Below are 21477 nucleotides of genomic sequence, written 5' to 3'. Positions count from 1 at the left end.
TCCTCAACTGGTCTCATGCGGTAGGGGTGTTGTTCATGGGCGGCCCGTGGCGCGGAGCCGGGCCAGGGTGCGGCGGCCGCGTTCGAGGAGCTCCAGATCTCCGTGGGCGGCGCCGTACTGGATGCCGGAGACGGCGTCGAGCAGGGAGAGGACGGCCAGATGCGCCTCTTCGGCTGGGGTGAACGGGCGGCCGTAGCCGTCCATCACCGCCGCGAAGAGGTCCGGCCGGTCGGCCCAGGCGTCGGACAGACGCACGAAGTCGCGTACGCCCGGGCCTTCCTCGCTCCGCTCGAAGTCGATTACGTACAAGGAGCCGGTGGCCTCGTCCCAGCGCAGATTTCGCAGCTGGAAGTCGCCGTGTGTCGGCCTCGTCTCCAATCCGGGAAGCTCCGCCGCCGTCGCGGCCATGGCGCGGATGAAGTCCTCGTCCCCGGGCGCGAGGTGAGGGAGAGCCGCTGCGAGGCGCCGCTCCCACTTGCCCGGCAGCGCGGTCCCGGCGGGGGCTGGATGCGAGGGGGTGCTTCGGTGGATGGCCGCCGCGAGCTGACCGATGCGCTGAAAGATCAGCCGCTGCTCGGCGGGCGGGTGAACGGCTCCGTGCAGGGACCGTCCCGGCACCGCGGTGATGACGACGGCGCGCAGCGTTTGCTCGGCGGCCACCAGGCGGGGCGCGGCTGCCCCCAGCTCCGGGACCCAGCCGCGGTAGGCGTCGACCTCCCTGCGGTGAAAGCGGTCGTTCTGGTGGACCTTGACGAACCACACCCCTCCCTCGACGCCGTGCACCCGCCACACGCGGCTGCCCTCCCGCGCCCAGGAGACGTCCGTCCAGCCGGTGATGCGCCCGACGGCTCGCTCGGTGAACTCCCGCACCCGGCTGTCCGGTCCGGACGTCCCGACCACCGGGACGGGACGGCGCCGGTCGAGAGCCGGGTCGTAGGCGATCGGGTCGGTGGGCTCCTGGAAGTGCACGGCCATCATCTGGCCGGACTGGTAGGCGTCCAGCCCGGCCCGGCAGTACGCGACCATCGGCTCCGGCAGAGCGTCGAGCGGGAACCAGCCCATCGCGTCGCACACAGCCGGCTCCCGGACCCAAGGGGCGCCCTGCCAGACGCGAACCTCGAAGAACATTCCGGTCCTGGACCTGCCGCCAGGGCCGCGGTGGTGCACGGCGACCGCGAAGCGAACCTCCGCCGGGTCGATGGTCACGCCGGCCTCTTCCGCGGCCTCGCGGATCAGCGCGTCGACGACGTCCTCATGCGGTCCGTCGAGGTGTCCCGAGACCAGGTGCCACAGGCCCGAGGCGTAGACGTCCCCGGCCCGGCGAGAGAGCAGGATCTCCGCGCCCGCATCCCCGTCGCGGCGCAGGATCAGGTGCACGTCGACCGGCTCCCGGTGGCGCTGCTGCCCGCTCACCGCGCGCTCCCGGGCCGGCGGCCCAGCAGCACCGTGAGCGCCGCTGCCTCCCGCAGCACTCCGCGCTTTGTGTACGCGTCGAGCAGCTGGCGGGTCCTGGCCTCGAATTCGAACGCCTCGTGCCGGTCCGAGAAGAGATCGGGCGGGGCGAAAGAGGTGCGGCGAAGATGGCCGACGACCGTCTCGGGTGTCCAGGGGCGGGCCACGGGGAAGCGGAGGAACGCCCGGCGACAGGCGATCAGATCAGGGCCCCGGTCGGCCGGCTGCGATGTGACGGTGCGGACCTCGCCGTACGAGGAGGTCGTGCCCGCCCCGAGGACGGCCCTCGACTCCGCCATCGCCTGGGCGAGCACTCCCGGGTGGGCGTCCATCAGATCGACGTGCGCGAGCCGCCGTACGACGGTCAGCGGCGCGCACGGTACCTGAGCCGTCCTGGTCACCAGGTCCACCGGCACCGGGGCCGGCACACCATGCAGGGGAGCGGCACGCACGCGAACGGCAGCGTCCGGCTTTCCCGGCCGGTAGCGGGCGTACGCGGCAGCCGTCGTGCCGAAGAGCGTTTCCCCACAGGCGGCGTACTCGGCGGCCGGTCCGCCACGTCGGGTTGTCACTGTGCGTCTCCAGAGGTACGAGAAGGGTCGGGAAGGGACCAGGCGAGCGTGTCGCAGCTGGTGGTCACCCGCTGGGCGCCGCCAGCGTCGATCTGCAGGCGGTAGGTGTGAGGGGAGCCCGCTGCCCGCCACCGGGCGGCGACGTCGTGGATCTCCGCCCAGATGTCGCGCGGCCCGTCGACCGTGACCTCCCAGCGGCGCCGCCCGACCGGCCGCGCCCGCATCCAGGACCCGCACCCGGGTGCGCCGATGGTCAGACCGTCCGCGCCGAAGTGGCGGACGAGACCCGGGTAGAGGTGGTCCAAGGCCAGCCACATGCCACGATCGGTGTCGGCCGGGGGCACAAGGCGGCTGCGCTGGGTCCAGCGGCCTCCGCCGGCGGCAATCCGCTCGCGGAAGCCCGCGGACAAGAACAGCCGGTCGAAGCCCACACCGCCGCGATGCCCGGACTCCACCGCGCGGAGCTCGGCGACCACTTCTCCCGTCGCGGTCTTGGTGATTACGGCGAGGCCCGGCCACGACGGCGAAGAGGTGCCCACCGTCATGAGGGCACGGCCGCCCGGTGCGAGCTGGGCCACCAGGGCAGGCGGGACACGGGACACGGCGAAGGACACGAAGATCCGGTCGAACTGCGCCCCGGACACGAAGATCTCGTCGAACGGCGCACCGCCCGGGCAACCGGCCATCCCGTCTCCGGTCACCACGACGGGCCGATACCTGAGCTCGGCCAGCCGGGCTCGCGCGGCCGCGCCGACATGTGGGTCGATGTCGAGCGTGACGACCCCTGCGTCCCCGCAGACGAAGCACAGCACCCCCGCGGTGACCGCCGCGCCGGTGCCGACGTCCAGAACCCGCTGGCCCCGCCGTAGATCCAGCACGCCCAACAGGTCTGCGGTCATGCCCATCGTGCTCGACATCGCAGTCATGGAGCCCCCGTGCCGGGGGCCGGGGACCCGGCCGAGGAGCGGCTCGCCCCCGTGCTGGACCGACACGCTGTCCCCGCTGTGGAGCAGACGCAGCAACTCGTCCCGGTCTTCGGCCCGAGCCCAGTCCAGCAGATCCCAACGCGGTGGCACCTCGTCAGGAGCCGAGCGGCGCACGTACGCCTGGGGCATCAGCACCTCCCGGGCAAGGCGAGCAGCGCATCGCGCACCGGACCGGCGCGCAGATCACCGGACTCCTCAAGGCGGGCCACCATCGCCGCCCGCGCGGCCGAGACACCCGCGCCGACGGCTGCCGCGCCTTCGCGGGACGTGGCGAGGGCGGGCCCCGGGGGACGCGGCTCCGGCAGCGCGGAGGCGCTGGGTGCCACCTCGGAACTGCCTCTGTTCAGCTGCGTCACGGCCTCTCTCCGTCCATCGAACCCTCCCGGTCGACGTCCATGGCGCGCCCCGGCCCGGGGGCGGGCACGACGTGACGGGAACCGGCGGGCGGCCCGGCCCCGGCATCGCCCGAGGCATCCGACCGGAGCGGAGGATCGGGCATCTGCCGCAGGCCGCGCAGCGGCGAACAGGCCAGGACCGCGAGCGGCGCCACGAGCAGACCGGCGCCGGCTGCCAAGGCGGGCCGCACCCCGGCCCACGTGCCGAGCCCACCGGCCAGCAGCGCCCCCAACGGCCGGGCCCCCGAGGTCAGCCAGGTGCTCACCGTCTGCATCCGGGCCTGCATGCGGTCCTCGGTGACGATCTGCCGGATCGAGCGCTGAGTGGTGCCTGCCGCCGCGGCACAGGCCAGCTGCAGGAACAACGCGCCGCCGATCACGGTCTCCCAGCCGATGCCGGGGGAGGCCAGCAGCAGCGGGACCTGGGTGAGCGGCGTGAGAGCGAGCGCGCCGAGCATCATCGGCCCGGGCCCGTAGCGCCGCGCGAGGACCGGGGCGGACAGAGTGCCGGCGGCCGCGCCCAGGGCGCCGAGCCCCAGGACCACGCCGAACGAGGTCGCGCTCATCTCCAGGACCCGCAGCAGGTACAGCGCCCACAGCGTGTTGAGCATCGCCAGGGTCAGCACTCCCAGGGCAGCGGCCAACGGCACCGTCGCCAGCGCCGCGGCGCTGGCCAGGTCACCGATGATCATCTGCCGGCGCTTGGAGTAACGGTCGGCGAGCGCGCCGGCGTGCAGCGCGAGCAGCGCTGGCGGGAGCTGCCCAAGGAACGCCAGCATGGCGACCTGCCCCGTGGTGGCGTGCAGTTCGAGGACGGCCAGCATCGGGATCGCCATCGAGCTGATCGAGCTGCCGGCCACGCCGGCGGTCTGCCCGGTCAGGTACCGCCGGAAGTCGCGGTGCCGCCACAACGAGGGCAGGGCGTCGGCGTGGGAGTGGGGCGTCGAGGGGGAGTCGGCCGGAGCGTTCAACATCGCTCACCAGCCCATCTCGGTATAGAGGCGACCGGCGCGAATCCCCTCGACTGCCACCCGGGCGTAGGGGACGATGGGCTCGGGAAGGCCGTCGGGCGACCACCACTGCCAGGCGAGGCATTTTCCGGGCTCGCGGAGCTCTGGGGAGCCCTTCCACCGTCGGACCCGGAAGACCATCTGCATCCGGGGCTGCGCGCCGGGAGCGTCGACCAGGTGCACTGCGTGCACGAACTCCGCATCGTGCGGGTCGATGACCAGACCGGCCTCTTCGAGTGCCTCGCGGACGAGGCAGGCGACAGCGCTCTCCTGCTCGCAGTGGCCCGCGAGCAGATGCCAACACTCCCCGGCGTATGCGGAGTCCGGGTGACGCAGTCCGAGGAGCACGCGGCCGTCGGGGTCCTCCAGGTAGAGGTGGACACCCACGACGTTCGGCACGGTCTCGCCGGCGGCCGGACGGGCCACCGGGATGGTCGGCCGAGGGCCGCGGGCGGCGTGCTGCGCCGCATGCCGGCGCACGAGGTCGCGGGTCGAGGGGCTCAGCCGCAGCCGGTCCAGTGTCTCTGGCGGGAACCACCGCAGCAGTACGCCCTCGGTCAGCTCCACGTGGTCGGGGTCGCCGTTCCAGCGGCCGGCGAAGATCTGGACCGGCACGCACAGGCCGTCTCTGCCGGTGGCCGCCTCCACGGCGAAGGGCTCCAGGACCGGGAGGTCGAGGCCCGGGACCTCTTCCGCGAGCTCGCGCCGCAGGGTGCCCTCAAGCGAGGTGTCCTTCGGCTCGCGGCCTCCACCGAGCAGGGCGAACGCGCCCGGTTCCCAGATGCCCGGCACATGGTCGCGAAGGTGCAGCAGATATCGGCCGGCGTCGTCGAAGATCAGCGCCGAGGCGTTCACCGGCTCCGGTCGGCCGTCGAGCGCGGCGTCGAGGAGCTTGTCGCGCAACGTGGGCGAGGCGACCTGGTCGAAGGGGAGCCATTGCGCCCCCGAGACCTCCTCGCCCTGCAAGGGGATCGCGGGAGCCTCGTGGGCGAGGTAGAAGGCGAATCGGACATCGTAGTGCCGGTGTTCCGGCTCGCCGTCGGCCGGTCGGGCAGCGACGTCGTGGACGTCGATGTCGATAGGGCTGCCGAGGAGCTGGGGAGTGAGGCACAGGTCTCCGGATTCGATCCCTGCCTCTTCGTGGACTTGGCGCAGCGCAGCGGCGAGCAGCGTGCGGTCGGCTGCCTCGATGCGGCCGCCGGGCGCGAGAGCCGGGCCACCGGCCCTGTGGCGAACGTGCAGCACGCGCCGTTCGCTGTCGATCACGACGGCGCTGCACGTGACGTGCCTAGGCAGCGTCGCGCGGCCCGCCGGATCATCCGCCTCGTCGAGGGCCGCCAACAGCCGCGCCAGACGGTCGTGCTCGGCGGGGTGCCGTTCCAGGTAGGCACCGACGAGGCCGCGGATCTCGGAGCGGGCGGGCGTCATGTCAGTACCTCTCGACGTTGGAACGGGGGCCTGGGGAGCCAGCCGCCGTACCCGTCTGCCGGAGGGATCGCCTGTGATGTCCACGAGGTCAACTGCACCTCTCTGCACAGGCGTTGTGGTCAGGTGGCTCTGTCGGGATCAACGACAGCGGACTCCTGATCGAACACACGTGTTTGAGACGAAGCGGATTCCGTACGGGAGCACGGGAGTCTCCTCGTGCAGAGTGCATCCACCCGCAAGGCGCGCGGGTTCGCCTTCCTGGTGTGATGGCCGAAACGCCGCTGTTGATACCCGTGTGACGGATCGGGTTCTGCGGTCAGTCCTGTCACTCGCACCGGGCTTGCTGAGTGATCGGCCCGGGGCCATGCCGTCGATCGTGGGCGGAAGCGGGTCGAACAGATCGGTGTCGGCGATGGGGACGCCGGGGACCTCGACGCCCGCAGGTGGTCGAGGATGGGGTGCGTTGGCTCTCCCGCCCCACTCCTGCAGTGCCCATGTGGAGCGTTGGCGGGGGACTCGCCCAGGAGGCCGCGACCGCGGACTGCGCGGACGAGGACACCAGTCCCTAGCCTGACCCGAGCGGGGGCTGCGGTGCCGACTTCCCGCCCTGCCTTCCTGCGAGAACTTCCGGGTCCGCACCGGCCACCACCCGCGCCTCGCGCTCCTGCGCCGACAGTTGATATCGCTTCGCTCCAGCTGGCGCTGTGCTCGAAGCGGCCGAGAGAGAAGACAGGCTGGTGATCACCGGCTACGGCTGCTCGCACAGCGCGGACGGTGGCCATCCGGATGTGGCCTCTGGCTGGTCCGTTTCGCGCGGCACAGCCGCCCCCACCCCTACTGGCTGGGGATTCACTGTTGACGTCGGCCTGTCCGTGCATGTCGTACGCCATGTGCTGACCACCGCCGACGAAGCGGTCATCCGCGAGATCACGGAGGACACGACCGCGCCCGGCGTATGACTGAAGGTACCCACATCCCTAGAGCTACTCCAAAGGCCCCGCCCGAGACCGCCGACGGCTACCGGTTGCGCCGTTGGACCCGAGCCGGCGTCACCCATGTCCTGGTGCGCACCATCGACGGCGCCTTCGCCGCCCGTGGGCAGATCGCCGTCACCGGCCCCACCGTGGTACTCGACCAGGTCGAGACGACTGCCCTAGCTCACCAACGCCCGGGTCTGGGTCGCATGGTGATGCATACGCTCGCCAACGCTGCGGCCGGGCAGAGGGCGGTGCAGGGCGTGCTGGTCGCGACGCCGGAAGGCCGGACTCTGTTCGAAACGGCGGGATGGCACGTGCCGGCTCCGCTGACCGGTGCCATACGGAACTGGGGCCCAGTCCACCGTGGTACCGAACACCTCATAGCGAGGAGCCGCATGAGATGGCCTGTAAGTCAGGCCGCGGCGGGCGAAGCGACCGGCCACCCCCGCTGCGAGCATGGCGCGGCGATGCTTGCGCCATTGGCCCGGAGCGTCCCGTAGGACCGGCAGTAGCGCTGCCGCCACAAAGGGATGTTGCCCTGGGAGGCTCAGCGGAGTCGCGCATGTACCCCCGGAGACTCAGCAGGGCCACGGGGCAGACCTCGCTGCACGCTGTATCGAGGCAGAGATGTGCACGACGGTCGAAGTACACGGCGTGAGTTGCTCCAACGTCGGCGATATCCCCTCTCTGTCAGGCGCTCAGCCAGCGGAGTTGTTGCGAGGATCTGCGCTCAGACTCTCGCTGTCGCCGCCGTTGTCGTTCCCGTTGTTGTTTCCGTTGTCCTGGCCATCCCCGGCCCCGTTTTCGTTGCCGTTGGCGTTTCCGTTGTCCCGGCCATCCCCGGCGCCATTGACATTGCCGTTGTTGTTGCCGTTGTTCTGTCCCCTCCCATTCCCGTTCCCCTGACCGTTTCCGTTGCCGTTGTTCTGGCCGTCACCGTTGCCGTTTCCGTTGCCGTTCCCGTTTCCGTTGCCGACTCCAGCTCCGCTCTCGTCGACTCCTGGTGAAGCGGCGTCGCCGGTGACTCCGGTATCCGGGGCGTCGGCCCGGAAGTCGGGGGTGCTGCCCCCGGACCCATCGTTGCCACCTGCACCGGTTCGCAGCGTGCAGACAGCCAGCGACTCCAACTCTTGTGCGACGACGGCCTCGTTCGGTTGCGTGAGCGAAACGATTCTTCGGATGGTCGAGCGGCGTTCGTTCTCCAGGGGAGTCAAGATCTGCTCCCGAGCCAAGGCGGGATCGCGCTCAAGTCGCTCTCTGTCGTCGGAGAAACGCTCATTCGCGGCGATGGCTTGGGCATCTATAAGGAGCAGGGACTGCTGCACTGTCCCCTCATGCTCGGCGGGAACGTCCGGAATCGCCCTGTCCACGTCCGGGCACTCGATGGCAGGTGCTGCTGACGGCTGGTCGATTTCGTCGACGTCAGGACTGAATGCTGCCGCAGCTTCGGCGCCTGGCTTCTGTCCACCTTCTCCAGCGGATGCGGTGACACCGGCCATGATGATCCCACCGCAGCCCACGACAAGGGCTGCCGAGAGGGCAGCCACCCGGATCCCGGATTTTGAGCTTCTGTGCACTGTGTGTTTCACGAGTTCTCCCGTCGCTTCGCCCTCACTCTCTCGACATATACGGGGTGCCCGGACCCTGTGTTCAGGTACGGCACGAAGACGAAAGATCTCCACGTGAACAGTGCTGCATAAACAGCCGGCGCGGTGGGCCTTGCCGACGTACGGGCCTGCGAGCCGCAGTTCACGTCGCAGGATGGTGTGCTCCCGCCATCGGCGGACAGCTCCGATGGTGGTCGTACGACGAAGTCATTGCTACCGCCTGGTCCCGTGCGTCCGCGATGACGTGCGGCAGATCCCCCGGAGCCTGGCGGAGTAGATGGCTCACACCTGTTCTGATCACGCGGCCAGGGCGAGGTTGTGCATGTGGGCGAAGGCCTGGACCGCGTGGTGGAGCCCATCACCGTGCTGCCGGCAGTCCCGGAGGATCTTGTAGTGCTTCATGCGGGCGAAGGCGTGCTCGACACGGGCACCGGCTCTGCGGTGCTCTGCGTTGTCTTCTTCCTCGCCGGCCAGCAGGTCCCGGCCGAGGCGTTTGCGGTGCGGGACGAGGAGGCCGGTGTTGACGTAGGCACCGTCGCCCAGCACGGTGACTTCCTCACAGTGCTGGGCGAGGCCGGAGTTCCGCCAGACCTGCTCGTTGGCCTTGCTCCCCTGTGCCGTGCCGGGCCGCGACGACCATGAGCGCCGACGTGCCGGTCACGGACCGGGATCAGGGTCCCGTCCACGATCACACCCGATCCGCGGCGACGGCGGGACGGGATGCCGGCTCGATGGCCAGGGGACGAAGGTGGGGGCTGCTCAGGCGGCGGGGGTGTTGAGGACGTACTCGCGCGAGGCGTGCACCTCGTTGCGCAGGGCGGCCAGGTCGACGTCGAGGACGTGTCCGTCCCACTTGCGGGGCTCGCCGTTGATGAGGACGGCGCTGATGTTGCGGGCGTCGGAGCCCAGCACGATCGTGCCGATCGGGTCGTTGAGCGGCATGTTGTTGAGGTCCTCGGCTTGGACGACCAGCAGGTCGGCCTTCTTTCCCGGCGTGAGTGAGCCGGTTACGGCGGCCAGGCCGTTGGTGCGGGCGCCTTGGAGGGTGGCGAAGTCGAGGACGTCGTAGGTGGTGATGCGGGAGGGCTGCTGGTCGGTGCCGTAGGCGGCGTTGACCGCGCGCATCCGCTGGATGGCGTGCAGGACGCGCATCTGCGTGAACATGTCGCTGGCCAGGGCGACTTCGACGTCGATGCTCAGTCCTGGGCGGATGCCGACGGCGAGTGCCTCGTCGACGGCGGGGATCGCGGTCTCCAGGCCGATCTGCGCCTCGGACGTGGGGGCGAGGGCCACAGTGGCGCCGGTCTCTCCCATTGCCTTCCACGCCTGGGAGGTCAGTCCGGTGGAGTGGATGAGGGTGATGTCGGGGCCGAGGATGCCGTCCTCGGCCCAGCGCAGGACTGCCTCGGAGCCGGACGCGCCGAACACGGCGTCCACGCTCACGCCGATACCCAGCTCCTTCGCGGCGCGGGCGAGTTCGGGACCGTAGGCGGGCTCCGATCCGGAGATCTCTTCGGTGGCCAGGGTCGCCAGGCGCAGCGTGAGCAGTTGGTCGTCGCTGCTGAAGTACTGGCCCTTGAGGCGGGACAGGTCGCCGGGCCACTGCCGGTCCCACGCGCCGAAGCTCGGGCCCATGGAGGCGTGCACGCCACGGATGCCGGTGTCGACGAGGGCCTCGATCGCGGCGTCGGAGTGCTCGCGGGTGCGGGAGTTGTGGGAGAAGTCGAGCATCGTCGTGATGCCGCTGTCGATCGCCGTCAGGGCGGCCAGCCGGTTGCCGATGTACATGTCCTGGGGTCGGTAGACCGTGGCGTAGCCGGCCAGGGTGGCCGTGATGTAGTCGCCGAGGTCGTCGACGTCCGGCATGATCCGGCGCAGCTGGGCCTGCCAGGCGTGCCGGTGGGTGTCGACGAAGCCGGGGGTCAGGATCGTGCCGGCGGCGTCGACGACCACGGCCCCTTCCGCGTCGAGGCCGCGGCCGACGGCGGTGATCGTGTCGCCTTCGACGAGGAGGTCGCCGCCGTCGATGACGCCGAGATCGGAGTCCATGGTGACGATGGTCGCGCCGGTGAACAGGATGCGCCGCCGGTCGGCGGGCCGACGCCGGAGCTCTTCGAGCACGGCGGCGCTGGTCGTGTTGTTGACGTTCATGAGAGGTCTTCTTTCGGTGCGGCGGAGAGAGCCGGGAGGATGGACCCTCCGGACGGAGGGCTGAAAGGGCGGATAGGGCCGATAGGGCAGGAAGTGCGGGGTGCCGGGGGTGACCGGCCGAGGCTGTTCGAGCCCGGCTTCGATCGAGTCCGCGACGGCGACCAGGCCGCGGTTTCCCCAGGTGTCGCGCACCCAGGATCGGGAGCTTGGGCTGCCGGTCGGAGGGAAGGTCAGCGGAGCGTCATGACGTAGCCGGCGTGGTGGAGTTCGTCGCCCTGGAACTCTCCGTAGGCCCAGAAGCCGAGGTCGTCCAGGTAGTCGATGCGGTCGCCGTCGATCCAGTACCGGCCTTGGTAGGCGTGTGGGCGCCCGCCTCGGGTCTCGTCGTAGCGGCCGTCGGCGCTGAGTTCCTGGTGCAGGAAGTCGTTCTTGTCGATCCAGACGCCGACGGGCGGGCTGGCGGTCAGGTCCGCTGCGGCCGGGATGCCCGCCTCGGGCGCGGTGACCCGGCCGGGCACGTCCGTGCCGGCCCACAGGACCGGCCTGCCGGCCGCGACGAGAGCGCGGACCTGTTCCGGCACGGTCACGAGGGCGGCCAGCGCGCTCGGCCCATCCGCGGCGAGCGCGTCGGGCACCACCAGGAAGTCGGGGATGTTGCCCGGGGTCAGCGTCGCGACGTACTCCGACCGTTGGCCACGGCCGCCGGCCAGCGCGACGGCGTCCACGACGGCGGGGGCGATGGTCAGGCCGGTGCAGTCGACGACGATGGCGTTGTCGTCCCCCGCCGCGGTGATGATGCCCGGGCCGACGCCCACGAGCAGAGAGCCGACGAACAGCAGGTCGGCACCGGTCATGGTCCCGATCAGCGGATCCATCGTCAGGATGCGGGCGTTGGCGAACAGGACGGGACGTCTCTCGTCGTTCGACAGGATCTCCTTGAGGGCTCCGGGGTTCCAGCTCACAGTGCCGGTGGTGTCGGCGATGCTCATTGCACGCTCCTCAGTGGGGTCGCCTCATCGGGGTCACCGCTGCGCGAAATGAGCGCCGGTGCAGGTTTGGAGGCGAGAGTCCGGCAGCTACAGCGGCTGCCTGACCACTAGGTTCGTCGCACGGTGGAATCGGAGCCAGGCTGCCGTTATCCCAGGTCTACGACACCCACGATCCGTCCCGCCGCGAACGACGGCGGAGGCCATGGACGGGGAAGGTAGGTCTTGAACGGCCCGCGCCGCTCTCGCGCCGCACGAAGTCGCTTGCGATGCTGGGCGCGCGGCGCCCAGGGCCCGCCGGAGCGACGCGGTGCGCAATGCCAAGGGGACCTGCCAGCCCAGCCGTCCCCAGGTTGCGTCGCTGTCGGCGCCCTTGCCGCCGACCTCGTCGTACACCGCGGTCGCCGCCTCCGGCCGGGCCTCGTACCGGATCGCTGCGATCAGGCCATACCTGGCCGCTGTGCCGTTCGAACGTTGACGGCGGGGGAGGTCGGGCGTTTACTCACGGTTGGCGATCTTGTACTCGGGGGGGTGCGGTGGTGGAGAGACGTCCGGCACACGGCCGCGGACGGGCACTGTCGGCGGTGGCCCGCGTGCGCCGCGGCGGCCCTGTCAGCGGTGAGTTGCCAGGCCACGGGCAAGACCGCGGTGGACGAGCGTCCTGCCGCGTCGCCTGCGGGGAGCAGGGTGCTGGACCAGCGGGAGCTGGAACGGGCTGCCCTCACGTCCGAGGATCTTCCTGCGCGTACCTTCGAGGCGCTGCTCGGCCCGGCCAGGGTCGACGCCAGCCCGGTGAAGCCTGCCAAGTGCCAGGCGGTCCAGGACGCGGCGAGCATGTCCAGCCCGTTCCCGCCCAGGGGCCGCGTCAAGCAGGTCATCAGCTCCGCCGAGGGCGACCGGGGCGGAGCCATGATGCTGGCCTCCTACCCGCCCGACCAGGCAGACGCCGTCACCCGCGCACTCCGCACCGCGCTGCGCGACTGCACCGAGTTCACCCCGTTGTCCGGCTTCGGCTTCGACTACGAGGACGTCACACCCCTGCCGGATCCTGAACTCGGCGACTGGTCCGCCTCCTTCCGGCTGCTCCAGGTCCTCTCCTCGAAGGGGGAGAGACCGCTGAAGGTGCCGATGACCGTCACCGTGGTGCGGATCGGCTCGACGATTGCCACGTTCCAATCGGTGACCAGGGGCGACGGCCCTGCCGTGCTGCCGCAGGACGCGGTGGACGAGCAGCTGTCCAAGCTCGCCGACGCGTCCCGGTAGACCGGCTCGCGACCGGCGTACGCGATCACGGGCGACCGCCGGCTGCCCTCAGCCGCTCAGCGGTGCGCGGCCGGGCTTGCCCGCTGCCGCTGCCGCTGCCCGGCCGTGAACGGCCCCGCGATTGGTCCAGTTGGGGTGCCGAGGCCGATGGCTCCGCTGCGCGGCTCCGTCGTCGTCGGCGAACGCGAACCCGCGCCGTACACCGCCAACGGGCGCGATGCGTGACTGCGAGGGATGCTTGCTCACACGGATGAATGCCCGGGACTCCCTGTTGCACTGGGCTGCTGTGCACGGCCGTCCTGCCAGAGTCGTTCTGGATCCCGAGCTCGAGTGGTTGCGTCATTTTTCAGCCTCGCCGTGCTGAACGCATGCCGAGCGATCAGGAGAGGACTTGGTGCTTTGCTCGTCGTCGTACATCGAGCCGGAGGGCGGCTAAGGGGTCGCATGCGCTGATAGAGGCCCTGTCTCGACACAAGCGGATTCGATGCGTGTTGGGGGTGGGTGACGGTTGAGCGTGTGATGGCTATGTGATGTAGGACATGTCCCGTTGACTTGTGTGACCTCAGGTGACACTCGGTGGCTCAAATGCCGCATACGACATCAGGGTGGGTGCCTTGATGGCTCTCCGTAGCTGCAATTGCTGAGGGGGAGCGGGATGGCTGGTCTACATCCCTTGGAGGTGGCGTGACTGCCTCCTAGGCTCTCGTCTGATTGAGAGAGGTCGTGCGCAGAATGGGGACTGGGAAGTTCGGGCAACACTCAACGGCCTCTCGCCCATACGGACCAGAATCAGTCGATTGCACTCGGTGCATTCATGAGGGGGAAGCTGCATGCTGGCCATCGCCGGATCCACCACTCGATTAGCGGTTACGGATACAGCCCTTGTCGCTGCCCTCACTGTTGCTGCGCCTCACGCGTCAGCCGCTGAGGGTCCCACAGGTACCGATGTGAAGATGTCCGCCGGTGTGTCCGAGGAGACTCGAGAGTTCGCCGCGGCTTACCCGGGGGCGGTTGCGGCTGCCGCAGACGCGTGTGGCGCGGGGTGCACATTGAACAGGGCCATACCGCTGCCGTTGGGAGCTGATCCCAGGCTACGACTTGCAACCGTCATTGCCTACAACAGCCAGGCAGGCGGTTGCCTCATCTTCGACGACAACACGGGCAGAGCCCAGAGTATGACGGCGAAGGTCTGCGGCGAATACCCGGGTGCCGACTGCGACACCGGCAGTGCCACGTTCAGCCAGTACGCCGGCCCCGTTTACACCAGGCACCCCGTGTGCGCGACCGTCACAGCAAAGATGTCGGACTTCATCAACTACACCTCCCAATATGCCTTCTCGTGCAACTAGGCGGCGGCCCATGCCGCGCCGCCGGACTGTCGCCTGGGGCGGAGCCCTGCTGCTGACAGCGGCGATAACGACTGGAACAGCCGTTGTTCTCACCGGAGAGGACGGGGGGAGCGACAGAACGGCTGGCGGCCCGCCAGGTTCATTTGCGCCCAGTGGGCCTCCGTCTGTCGGTCGATCGGCAGAGTCGGCGGCAGGGGCGGACTCGCCTTCGAGGTCTGCCGAGGCGACGCCTGCGCCCGCACCGTCGTCATCTCGGCCTGGGGCGCAGGATCGCGTCAGCGCCGAGATCGACGAGCGGCGGGCAGCGGCTGCCAGCGGTGACCCCGTCGCTCGCAGCACACCGACCGGCATAGCTCAAGGCAGTGAGGAGTTTGGACAGCCGGTCGTTGTGAGCGGCGATGTCACTGTCTTCAAGCCCCGTCCTGACAGGGGTTCGTTGACGTTGCCGCTGAGCATCACCAACAGCGGCAAGGAGCGCGCCTTCTACCATGTCGAGGTACGCATCACCGGGCCGGGCGGATTTGACGCGACGGTGCGAGTGGACACCGACGCGGTCGCCCTTTTCCCCGGCACGTCGTGGCCCACTGAACTCACCGTGAAGGACCCCGGCAAGCCCCTGCCGGAAACCCCGGTCGTCTCGATCGTGAAGAACGTCAAGCGAGAGCTGCAGAGCTAACCAGCAGCAGGCGGCCCCTTAAGAAACCGCGAGGGCCGCCTGCAGAGCAACTGGCGACCATGCGGAGACCCCGATGCGCCGCCCGGCCCTCGACTACTCCGACTCGGACGACCTGGAGATCCCCGCCGCTACCAGTGATTCGGCAGCGAGGCAGGGGGGGCACGCGAAGCTGCGGCTGCCGCTCTACGTGATCTTCGAGAAGTGCACCGCATCATCCGCGGGTCCTGAAAGGTCATGATCATGGCATCCGACGCTTGGCAAGGGCATAACTTCGCAGCGCTGTTCTCCATCCTGGTCGCCGGTGCGGCGACCGTGCTGGGCCTCACCGCGTACCTGTGCTCACGGTTCACACGACAGGCTCGCCGGCGGTACACCCCGTTCGCCGTATGGCGGGACTTGTCCCTGGCGACGGCCGCCGTCGCCATCGCCCTCTACCTGTGGGGGTGTCTCCACGTCCTCTTCCTCGAGGACCAGGAACAGGCCGAGGAATGCGAGAGGCAGCGCCCCGAGGGAACACCCACCCTGGTCGGCCTCAGAGGCGACTTCATCCCGCTACGGCTCGTGTGCGAGGCGTCGGACGGCCGCGACTACTCCATCGTCATCCCCGACTACATCAACCCGACCGTCGCCATCCTGCTGCTGCTCACGCTCGCCTGCGCCCTCACCTCCGCCCTTCTCCACCACAAGCAGCGCACGACAACACGGAAAGAAGGCTGACCTGTTGAGCCCCACCGACATGACCCGCAGACACACCCTCACCGCTGCGGCCGGTGTCACCGTCGCCGCGAGCCTCGCCTCCACCAGTCTCCTCGCCACCCCTGCCGCCGCCGCGCCGCAGCCCCTCAGAAACGACGAACTGTAGAAGGCGCTGCGCCTCGTCGAACGAGGCCGAGCTGAAGCAGTTCAACGGCGAGGACGATCACGTGCACCTCCTGCGCTACCCGCCGAAGGTCCAGCTCTCCAAGCTGGTCAACTCGCTCAAGGGCGTCTCGGCCCGGCTGCTGCGCAAGGAGTACGACACTCACGTGCGCCGGCGCCTGTGGGGCGGACACTTCTGGTCCGGCTCCTACTTCGCCGGGAGCTGCGGCGGCGCACCGCTGACCGTGGTCAAGCAGTACGTCGAGAACCAGAAGCGGCCCATCTGACTTCGCTTCATGGACGATTGTGATGGGGGCCGTAGGCGGTGTGGTGTCCTGCCTGGCGGGGTCCTGGCGGACCTCAGATGATCAAGGTGCTGTATGTTCGAGCTCTTGTTCTGGCTTGTTGCAGGGGGTTGCCGTGAGGCGTTTTGCTCGTTCGTTCCTGGCGTTGTCTGTGCTGGGTTTGGCTGTGATGAGCGGTGGAGCGGCTGAGGCCGCCGCAACGGAGAAAGTGAAAGTCTGCTACCGGGCTCATGTGGCCGGCAAGGGCTGGATGGAGTGGAACTGCGATGGGCAGTTCGCTGGGACGGTAGGGGAGAACAGGGCGATCGAGGCCATGGAGATCCAGGTCTGGGGGCGGGGCTATTTCTGCGCCAACGCCCATATCCGGAATGTGGGCTGGGAGACTCCGCATGGTGAGTGTGTGGCCTCAGGCCAGGTGAAGAGAGTGGGCACCGTCGGCCAGGCTCAGCCCATGGAGGCCGTGAGCGTGACCCTGTCGTACGGGAGCCTGGAGGGGATCGGCCAGGTGCAGGACATCGGGTGGATCGGTCCTTTCCGCGGCACTCGCGTCGAGGTTGGTACCACGGGCAAGGGCAAGAACTTGGAACTGGTGACTCTCAAGATCATCGGCTAGTTCGGGGCGTGCATGCCTGACTCTGCATCGGCGGGGTCAGGCGTGAGCGGGCGGTGTGCTTCGCTCGGTTGGGCCTTCGGACACGAGTTGGCGTTGGTGCCTCGGCCTCCCCTGTCGCTCGGGGGTGGGCGGGAGGATTTCCCGCCGTGCGCCTCCCAAGACGGTTCGCTGGCGCGCACGGCCTTGCTCCCGGCAGACCTCAGCGTCGACAGGAGGGCTTCGAAGGTGCCCTCGGAGGTGCTCTCGATCCTGCGGTCGGCGGGGGGACGTCAATCTCGACGCCGTCGATGTCGGGCCACAGGCCGACCGGTGCCGCGGGGAAGTGGCGCTGTGGCCGTAGAGTGCCGTGCCCGCCGAGGTTGCCGGTGTGCGGGAGAGCGGCGTTACGCTGACGGCCGTCGGCTGACGGCTGACCGGAGCGGCCCGTGCGCCGGCTGGGCGTAGGCGGCTGGTGTGAGGAGGCGCGCATGGGCGGGACGGCATCCCCCGGTTCGGTGCTGGTCGTGGACGACGACGGGGCCATCCGGCGGTCGTTGGAGCGTGGACTGCGGCTGAGCGGCTTTGCGGTCCGCACCGCGCCCGATGGGCTGGGCGCGCTCGCTGCGATCGCTGACGGCCCGCCCGACGTACTGGTTCTGGATGTGTCGATGCCCGGTATGAGCGGCATCGAGGTGTGCGCGCGGCTGCGCGCCGACGGCCGTGATCTTCCGGTTCTCATGCTCTCCGCGCTCGACGAGACCGCCGACCGGATAGCCGGCCTGCAGGCCGGCGGCGACGACTACCTGGTCAAGCCGTTCGCCCTGCAGGAACTGGTGCTGCGGCTGCGGGCGCTGTTGCGCCGACGGCCGCCCGACGCCCGGGATCAAGCGTTGCGGGTGGCGGATCTGCTGATGGACCCTGCCGCCCGCACCGTCCGGCGCGGCGGACGGCTGCTGGACCTCACCCGGCGCGAATTCGAGCTGCTCGAGGTGCTGGCGCGCAACGCCGGGCTCGTCCTTACCCGCGACCAGCTGCTGGAGCGGGTGTGGGGCTACGACTTCGACGTGCGCAGCGATGCCGTCGACACCTTCGTCAGCTATCTGCGGCGCAAGCTGGAGGCCGGCGGCGCGCCCAGGCTGATCCATACCGTGCGCGGGGTCGGCTTCGTGCTGCGGGAGGAGCTGTGAGGCTGTCGGTCCGGATCGGACTGGCGGTCGGCTGCACGGTGCCGCTGCTCGTGCTGGCCTTCGGATGGCTGCTGCTTCAGCTCGTCGCCCGTGATCTGCACCGCGCTGCGGACGAGCATCTGCAAGACCGGGCCGCGGCGATCGTCCCGGACGCCCGGGCGTTGCTGCGGGCCGGGGCTGCGGGTCGGTCCCGAGCGGCGGACAACCGTGAACGCGCCCTCTACAGCGCGGCGCTTGACGTGGGTGTTCGGGTGGTGGGACCGGACGGCTCCTTCAGCGCCGGGCCGCAGCCCGGCTCCGGCGTGGCGCTGCCCGAGCGCACCGGCGCACCGGTCACCGTGCCTGCCGAGGGCGGCAGCTGGCGGGTGCTGGCCCGCCCGGTGCGTACATCGTCGGCGTCCGGCACGCTGTGGGTGTTCGCGCGGGACACCGCCGACCCAGGACAGCTTCAGTTGGTGCGGCGGCGGGTGCTGGTCACCACTGTGCTCGCGGCGCCCCTGTCCGGCGTGCTCGCCTGGGGGATGTCCGCGGGCGCCGCCGCGCCGCTGCGTCGGCTGACCCGTCGTACCGCCGGTCTCGACCCGCGCGCCGACCGTGCGCGCCCGCTGCTGGAGCGGACCGGTCTCACCGAGGTCGACGAGCTGGCCGCCACCGTGCGCACGGTGCTCGCCCGTTACGACGAGCAGGCCGCTCGCACCGCCCAGGCGCTTGACACGGCCCGCTCGTTCTCGGCGGCCGCCGCACACGAACTGCGCACCCCCCTGATGAGCATGGGCACCAATCTGGACATCCTGGCCGTCCATTCCACCTTGGCCGAGGCGGACCGCGCCGAGGTGGTCGACGATCTGCGCCGCGAGCACAGCCGGCTGCTGGGGTTGTTGCTGATGCTGCGCGACCTCGGGCGCGGGGACTTGGTGGAGGCCGAGGCGTTCCGCATCGTCGACCTGACGGAGATCGCGGAGGCCGCCGTGGCCGAGGTGAGGCGTCGCGAGCCGGGCGCGGTGGTCGCGTTGGACGCGCCGGCGGGGATCAGCGTGCGTGGCTGGGAGCCGGGACTGCGGCTGCTCGTGGACAATCTGCTGGCCAACGCCGTGGCGCACGGAGCCGACACGCTGGGGCGGGTCAGGGTGAGGGTGGGGATGGTCCGCGTGGGGGAGTGGATCGTGCTGACCGTGGACGACGGCGGTCCTGGGGTGCCGGGGCAGGACAGGCAGCGGATCTTCGAGCGGTTCCGGCGCGGCCCGTCCAGCGCGGGCACCGGGCTGGGGCTCACGCTGGTGGCCCAGCAGGCCGCGCTGCACCGCGGCAGCGTCACGGTCGCCGACGCACCGGGCGCTGCCGGGGCGCGCTTCGAGGTGCGGCTGCCGGCCGGGGAGGGCGAACTGCCGGAGCGTCGCGACTGGTTGATCGGGACGGCCAGGACATACCGGTCACAGGATTTCCCCAAGAAGGGTTCCTAGCCTGCTGGCGACGGGCGGACGCGGGGTCTGCCCGGGGACGGAGGCATTGCTATGGACATCCTGCGAAAGCGGCGCACCCTGCTGGCCGCGCTCGCCACGGCGGCGCTGCTGGCGGGCGGCACGGGCGCGGCAGCGGCCGACGGCTCCCCAGCGCCCGCACCGACCGGCGACGGGGCAAAGGCGCTGTGCGACCGGGTGCCGAAGATCGACCGGCGGATCGACCAGGCGCTCAAGCGGTTGGACGCGGGGGCGGGCACCCGGGGTTCGGTGGCCAGGCTGGAGCGGCGCGTCGAGAAAGCCAAGAAGGCGGGCAACGCCGAGGTCGTCACGTTTCTCGAGGGCCGGCTGAAGGCCCGGAAGGCGCTGGCGCCGGTGCTCGAGCAGCGTCAGAAGGACCTCGCCGAGGTCAAGGAGTGGTGCCAGGACGACGACGGCGGCAAGGCGGCGAGCTGATGCGCGCGCGGACCGCTGCGGTGCTTCCGGTCCTGCTGGCTGCCCTTGCCGCCCTGGCCGTCGGCTGCTCCGGCGACGACGGGGCGTCGCCGAGTACTCCCGACGCCACGCCGTCGGGCTACTCGCAGATGCAGGAGAAGGCGAACGCGGCGGAGTCGGCCGCCGCCGCGGCGGACCGGGACGCGTCGGCGGACACGGACGCAGGCCGCTGACCCGAGGGGCTCGCCGTGGGCCGCCCGCTGGAGCGGTGCTCGCACACGCCGTGGATCTTCAGGCCGTGCCGGGGGGCGGGCCGGCGGAGCGGTCTTGAGGCGTACGCCGCTCGATGCGCGCGGACGATGTTCCCGGTCGGCCGAACCGGCCGGCGGCGGGGGCTCCGGGCCCGCCGCCGGCCGGCGCGGGGAGCCCTCTCGGCCGCACGTGAAGCCGGTACGCCCCCACGGAAGTCAGTCATCAAGATGCGGTGGCACGACGGCGACGAGGTCGCGAATCTGGCCCTCCTGCCACGATCCCCGGCGTCACCCGCTCTCCCGCTCCGCTGCGTCCGGATCGCCCGGCGCAGTGTGCCGTCCCAGGGCGACACCTCCAGGCGCTCGCTGACCAACGTCTGGAAGGAGGCCGGCCAGGAAGCGCGGTCCCGTCTGCTGCGGCCCCGGTGCGGCCGGTACTGGTTACGAGCGATCGAGAAGCCGATCTCCTCACAGTTGGTCCCCCATTGCAGCTGGTTCCGGAGGATGCGGCCCGCCACCGTCCTTGATGTCCTGCTCGCAGGTTCGTCCGTCGTAGGACTGGTCGTTGGGGATCAACAGCACTCTGGCAACCTGCTTAGGGTGCTCGACGGCGAGCCAGTCGTCGCCAGTGAGGCCGCCGTCCGGTCCGGGCCGCGCCTCGGACGAATAAAGCGTCTGACACCCCAACGCCACGCGCTCCTTGTCGACCGCGCAGGCGTCCACTGCAGGGCCGGACATATCGTCGGCACCGTCGAAGCGGTAGTGGAAGTGGACCTGGTCACCGTCGGAGGGCACCTGCGGGTGGGGCTCCAGACGCCAGTCAACGACCTCGGCGGTGACGCCGAGAGGCCGCCCAGACGTGTCCTCGACCTGCACGCTGACACCGGCCTGACCGCGCTCCGCCGTCGTGTCGGTGCAGCCCCAGTGGGAGGAGCAGCCCGACAGGGCGAGAATCGCCAGAGCCAAAGGGGCGCCGGCAAGTGCCCGTGCGGGGAACACCGAGGTGACCTCCAGTCGGGGTGGGGCGGAGCAGTTTAGCTCCTTGTCCCGTCGATACCGCCGATCCGCAGCCGCCGGTCCCCGCCGCAGACGGCCCGACGAGCCTCACAGCGACAAGGAATACGACGACGCCCACCTGCGGCGATGGCTTCGCTCTCGCGCCGTCGCACTACGGATCGCCCGCCGAGGAGATGAGGGACCTCACACCGACTCGGACGCCAACCGATGGGTCATCGAACAGACCACGTGCGCCACGAGGCGCTCTGTCTGTTTCCCCGGCTCAGCCGTGAGGAACTCGGAAGGAGGTTTCTGGGCCGAATGACGACCCTGGACCTGAACGGTGAAGGGGACTACAGCATGTCAGAAGACCAGTAGTTGGGCCCAGTTGTGAGGGACGGTGTGCTGGGCGGCCCGCGCGATATGGCGAAGACTGGATTGATCGCGACGCCCACGAGGCCGGACTGGTCGTCGTGCCCAACAGCCCGGCCGTCCACCGCGCCTGCCTACGCCGCGGGTTCGCCCCGGTCCGCTCGACCCGCGC

At 70.2% G+C, this 21477-nt stretch carries 21 protein-coding genes and 2 pseudogenes; 12 read left to right on the top strand and 11 right to left on the bottom strand.

Features of this window, described 5'->3' with window-relative positions:
- Positions 1 to 33 precede the first annotated feature (33 nt).
- Genes AB0M39_RS01840 through AB0M39_RS01815 form a run of 6 tightly spaced genes read right to left on the bottom strand, consistent with a single transcriptional unit; the run spans position 34 to position 5843 of the window.
- Entirely contained in the window at positions 34 to 1413 is a 1380-nt protein-coding gene (locus tag AB0M39_RS01840; RefSeq protein ID WP_365359028.1) for a phosphotransferase, read from the bottom strand.
- Positions 1410 to 2024 carry a hypothetical protein gene (locus AB0M39_RS01835; protein WP_365359027.1) on the bottom strand — a complete coding sequence of 205 codons (615 nt, stop codon included), beginning with the start codon at positions 2022 to 2024 and terminating at the stop codon, positions 1410 to 1412. The genes AB0M39_RS01840 and AB0M39_RS01835 overlap by 4 nt, the downstream gene beginning before the upstream one ends.
- Positions 2021 to 3139 carry a protein-L-isoaspartate O-methyltransferase gene (locus tag AB0M39_RS01830; protein ID WP_365359025.1) on the bottom strand — a complete coding sequence of 373 codons (1119 nt, stop codon included), beginning with the start codon at positions 3137 to 3139 and terminating at the stop codon, positions 2021 to 2023. The genes AB0M39_RS01835 and AB0M39_RS01830 overlap by 4 nt, the downstream gene beginning before the upstream one ends.
- Positions 3139 to 3366 (bottom strand): hypothetical protein, encoded by a 228-nt coding sequence (locus AB0M39_RS01825; RefSeq protein WP_365359023.1) that lies wholly within the window; start codon positions 3364 to 3366, stop codon positions 3139 to 3141. The genes AB0M39_RS01830 and AB0M39_RS01825 overlap by 1 nt, the downstream gene beginning before the upstream one ends.
- On the bottom strand, positions 3363 to 4379 hold the full coding sequence (locus AB0M39_RS01820) for an MFS transporter (RefSeq protein WP_365359021.1): 1017 nt from the start codon (positions 4377 to 4379) through the stop codon (positions 3363 to 3365). Before AB0M39_RS01820 ends, AB0M39_RS01825 begins: the two co-directional genes overlap by 4 nt.
- A gap of 3 nt (positions 4380 to 4382) precedes the next feature.
- Positions 4383 to 5843 carry an NUDIX domain-containing protein gene (locus tag AB0M39_RS01815; RefSeq protein ID WP_365359019.1) on the bottom strand — a complete coding sequence of 487 codons (1461 nt, stop codon included), beginning with the start codon at positions 5841 to 5843 and terminating at the stop codon, positions 4383 to 4385.
- A gap of 737 nt (positions 5844 to 6580) precedes the next feature.
- Between AB0M39_RS01815 and AB0M39_RS01810 the strand changes: the two genes are divergently transcribed.
- On the top strand, positions 6581 to 6802 hold the full coding sequence (locus AB0M39_RS01810; protein WP_365359017.1) for a hypothetical protein: 222 nt from the start codon (positions 6581 to 6583) through the stop codon (positions 6800 to 6802).
- Positions 6803 to 7518: 716 nt separating this feature from the next.
- Here AB0M39_RS01810 and AB0M39_RS01805 read toward each other — a convergent pair.
- The 4 genes and pseudogenes from AB0M39_RS01805 to AB0M39_RS01790 all read right to left on the bottom strand — a co-directional run bounded on the left by AB0M39_RS01805 (position 7519) and on the right by AB0M39_RS01790 (position 11567).
- Complete coding sequence (locus tag AB0M39_RS01805; RefSeq protein ID WP_365359015.1) at positions 7519 to 8409, bottom strand: hypothetical protein; 891 nt, start codon at positions 8407 to 8409, stop codon at positions 7519 to 7521.
- A 315-nt stretch (positions 8410 to 8724) separates the two neighbouring features.
- A pseudogene (locus tag AB0M39_RS01800) lies at positions 8725 to 9163 on the bottom strand (transposase family protein); the annotation flags it as partial.
- A 23-nt stretch (positions 9164 to 9186) separates the two neighbouring features.
- A complete protein-coding gene (locus AB0M39_RS01795; protein WP_365359013.1) occupies positions 9187 to 10578 on the bottom strand; it encodes an amidohydrolase family protein in 1392 nt (463 codons plus the stop codon).
- 230 nt (positions 10579 to 10808) lie between these two features.
- Positions 10809 to 11567, bottom strand: a complete 759-nt coding sequence (locus AB0M39_RS01790) for an Atu4866 domain-containing protein (RefSeq protein ID WP_365359011.1) — start codon at positions 11565 to 11567, stop codon at positions 10809 to 10811.
- Positions 11568 to 12182: 615 nt separating this feature from the next.
- On the opposite strand from AB0M39_RS01790, the gene AB0M39_RS01785 reads away from it, so the two are divergent.
- The 11 genes and pseudogenes from AB0M39_RS01785 to AB0M39_RS01735 all read left to right on the top strand — a co-directional run bounded on the left by AB0M39_RS01785 (position 12183) and on the right by AB0M39_RS01735 (position 19919).
- The gene (locus tag AB0M39_RS01785; RefSeq protein ID WP_365359009.1) at positions 12183 to 12827 is read left to right on the top strand and encodes a hypothetical protein; all 645 of its coding nucleotides are present in this window, start codon (positions 12183 to 12185) and stop codon (positions 12825 to 12827) included.
- An 830-nt stretch (positions 12828 to 13657) separates the two neighbouring features.
- Positions 13658 to 14176: a hypothetical protein gene (locus AB0M39_RS01780; protein WP_365359007.1), complete on the top strand. Its 519-nt coding sequence runs from the start codon at positions 13658 to 13660 to the stop codon at positions 14174 to 14176.
- A 388-nt stretch (positions 14177 to 14564) separates the two neighbouring features.
- Positions 14565 to 14852 carry a hypothetical protein gene (locus AB0M39_RS01775; protein WP_365359005.1) on the top strand — a complete coding sequence of 96 codons (288 nt, stop codon included), beginning with the start codon at positions 14565 to 14567 and terminating at the stop codon, positions 14850 to 14852.
- 240 nt (positions 14853 to 15092) lie between these two features.
- Positions 15093 to 15569, top strand: coding sequence for a hypothetical protein (locus AB0M39_RS01770; protein ID WP_365359003.1), 477 nt, complete (start codon positions 15093 to 15095; stop codon positions 15567 to 15569).
- 4 nt (positions 15570 to 15573) lie between these two features.
- A complete protein-coding gene (locus AB0M39_RS01765) occupies positions 15574 to 15714 on the top strand; it encodes a hypothetical protein (RefSeq protein WP_365359319.1) in 141 nt (46 codons plus the stop codon).
- 7 nt (positions 15715 to 15721) lie between these two features.
- Positions 15722 to 15997 (top strand): annotated as a pseudogene (gene tnpA / locus AB0M39_RS01760) (IS200/IS605 family transposase); the annotation flags it as partial.
- A 133-nt stretch (positions 15998 to 16130) separates the two neighbouring features.
- A complete protein-coding gene (locus AB0M39_RS01755) occupies positions 16131 to 16628 on the top strand; it encodes a hypothetical protein (RefSeq protein ID WP_365359001.1) in 498 nt (165 codons plus the stop codon).
- A 467-nt stretch (positions 16629 to 17095) separates the two neighbouring features.
- Positions 17096 to 17794, top strand: coding sequence for a response regulator transcription factor (locus AB0M39_RS01750; protein ID WP_365358999.1), 699 nt, complete (start codon positions 17096 to 17098; stop codon positions 17792 to 17794).
- A complete protein-coding gene (locus tag AB0M39_RS01745; RefSeq protein ID WP_365358998.1) occupies positions 17791 to 19254 on the top strand; it encodes a HAMP domain-containing sensor histidine kinase in 1464 nt (487 codons plus the stop codon). The genes AB0M39_RS01750 and AB0M39_RS01745 overlap by 4 nt, the downstream gene beginning before the upstream one ends.
- Positions 19255 to 19305: 51 nt before the next feature.
- A complete protein-coding gene (locus tag AB0M39_RS01740; protein ID WP_365358997.1) occupies positions 19306 to 19707 on the top strand; it encodes a hypothetical protein in 402 nt (133 codons plus the stop codon).
- Positions 19707 to 19919, top strand: coding sequence for a hypothetical protein (locus AB0M39_RS01735; RefSeq protein WP_365358995.1), 213 nt, complete (start codon positions 19707 to 19709; stop codon positions 19917 to 19919). Before AB0M39_RS01740 ends, AB0M39_RS01735 begins: the two co-directional genes overlap by 1 nt.
- A 486-nt stretch (positions 19920 to 20405) precedes the next feature.
- Here AB0M39_RS01735 and AB0M39_RS01730 read toward each other — a convergent pair whose 3' ends face one another.
- Complete coding sequence (locus AB0M39_RS01730; RefSeq protein WP_365358993.1) at positions 20406 to 20936, bottom strand: hypothetical protein; 531 nt, start codon at positions 20934 to 20936, stop codon at positions 20406 to 20408.
- Positions 20937 to 21477: the final 541 nt, after the last annotated feature.

This window comes from Streptomyces sp. NPDC051907 (assembly GCF_040681075.1).
In the GTDB taxonomy this organism is placed as follows: domain Bacteria; phylum Actinomycetota; class Actinomycetes; order Streptomycetales; family Streptomycetaceae; genus Streptomyces.
This window is presented reverse-complemented; position numbering and strand designations above follow the sequence as displayed.

Excerpts from the sequence above, each read along its gene's own strand:
- AB0M39_RS01770 (WP_365359003.1), top strand. The coding sequence starts at position 15,093 with ATGGCATCCGACGCTTGGCAAGGGCATAACTTCGCAGCGCTGTTCTCC.
- AB0M39_RS01735 (WP_365358995.1), top strand. The coding sequence starts at position 19,707 with ATGCGCGCGCGGACCGCTGCGGTGCTTCCGGTCCTGCTGGCTGCCCTT.
- AB0M39_RS01750 (WP_365358999.1), top strand. The coding sequence starts at position 17,096 with ATGGGCGGGACGGCATCCCCCGGTTCGGTGCTGGTCGTGGACGACGAC.
- AB0M39_RS01740 (WP_365358997.1), top strand. The coding sequence starts at position 19,306 with ATGGACATCCTGCGAAAGCGGCGCACCCTGCTGGCCGCGCTCGCCACG.
- AB0M39_RS01820 (WP_365359021.1), bottom strand. The coding sequence starts at position 4,379 with ATGTTGAACGCTCCGGCCGACTCCCCCTCGACGCCCCACTCCCACGCC.
- AB0M39_RS01830 (WP_365359025.1), bottom strand. The coding sequence starts at position 3,139 with ATGCCCCAGGCGTACGTGCGCCGCTCGGCTCCTGACGAGGTGCCACCG.
- AB0M39_RS01815 (WP_365359019.1), bottom strand. The coding sequence starts at position 5,843 with ATGACGCCCGCCCGCTCCGAGATCCGCGGCCTCGTCGGTGCCTACCTG.
- AB0M39_RS01795 (WP_365359013.1), bottom strand. The coding sequence starts at position 10,578 with ATGAACGTCAACAACACGACCAGCGCCGCCGTGCTCGAAGAGCTCCGG.
- AB0M39_RS01790 (WP_365359011.1), bottom strand. The coding sequence starts at position 11,567 with ATGAGCATCGCCGACACCACCGGCACTGTGAGCTGGAACCCCGGAGCC.
- AB0M39_RS01780 (WP_365359007.1), top strand. The coding sequence starts at position 13,658 with ATGCTGGCCATCGCCGGATCCACCACTCGATTAGCGGTTACGGATACA.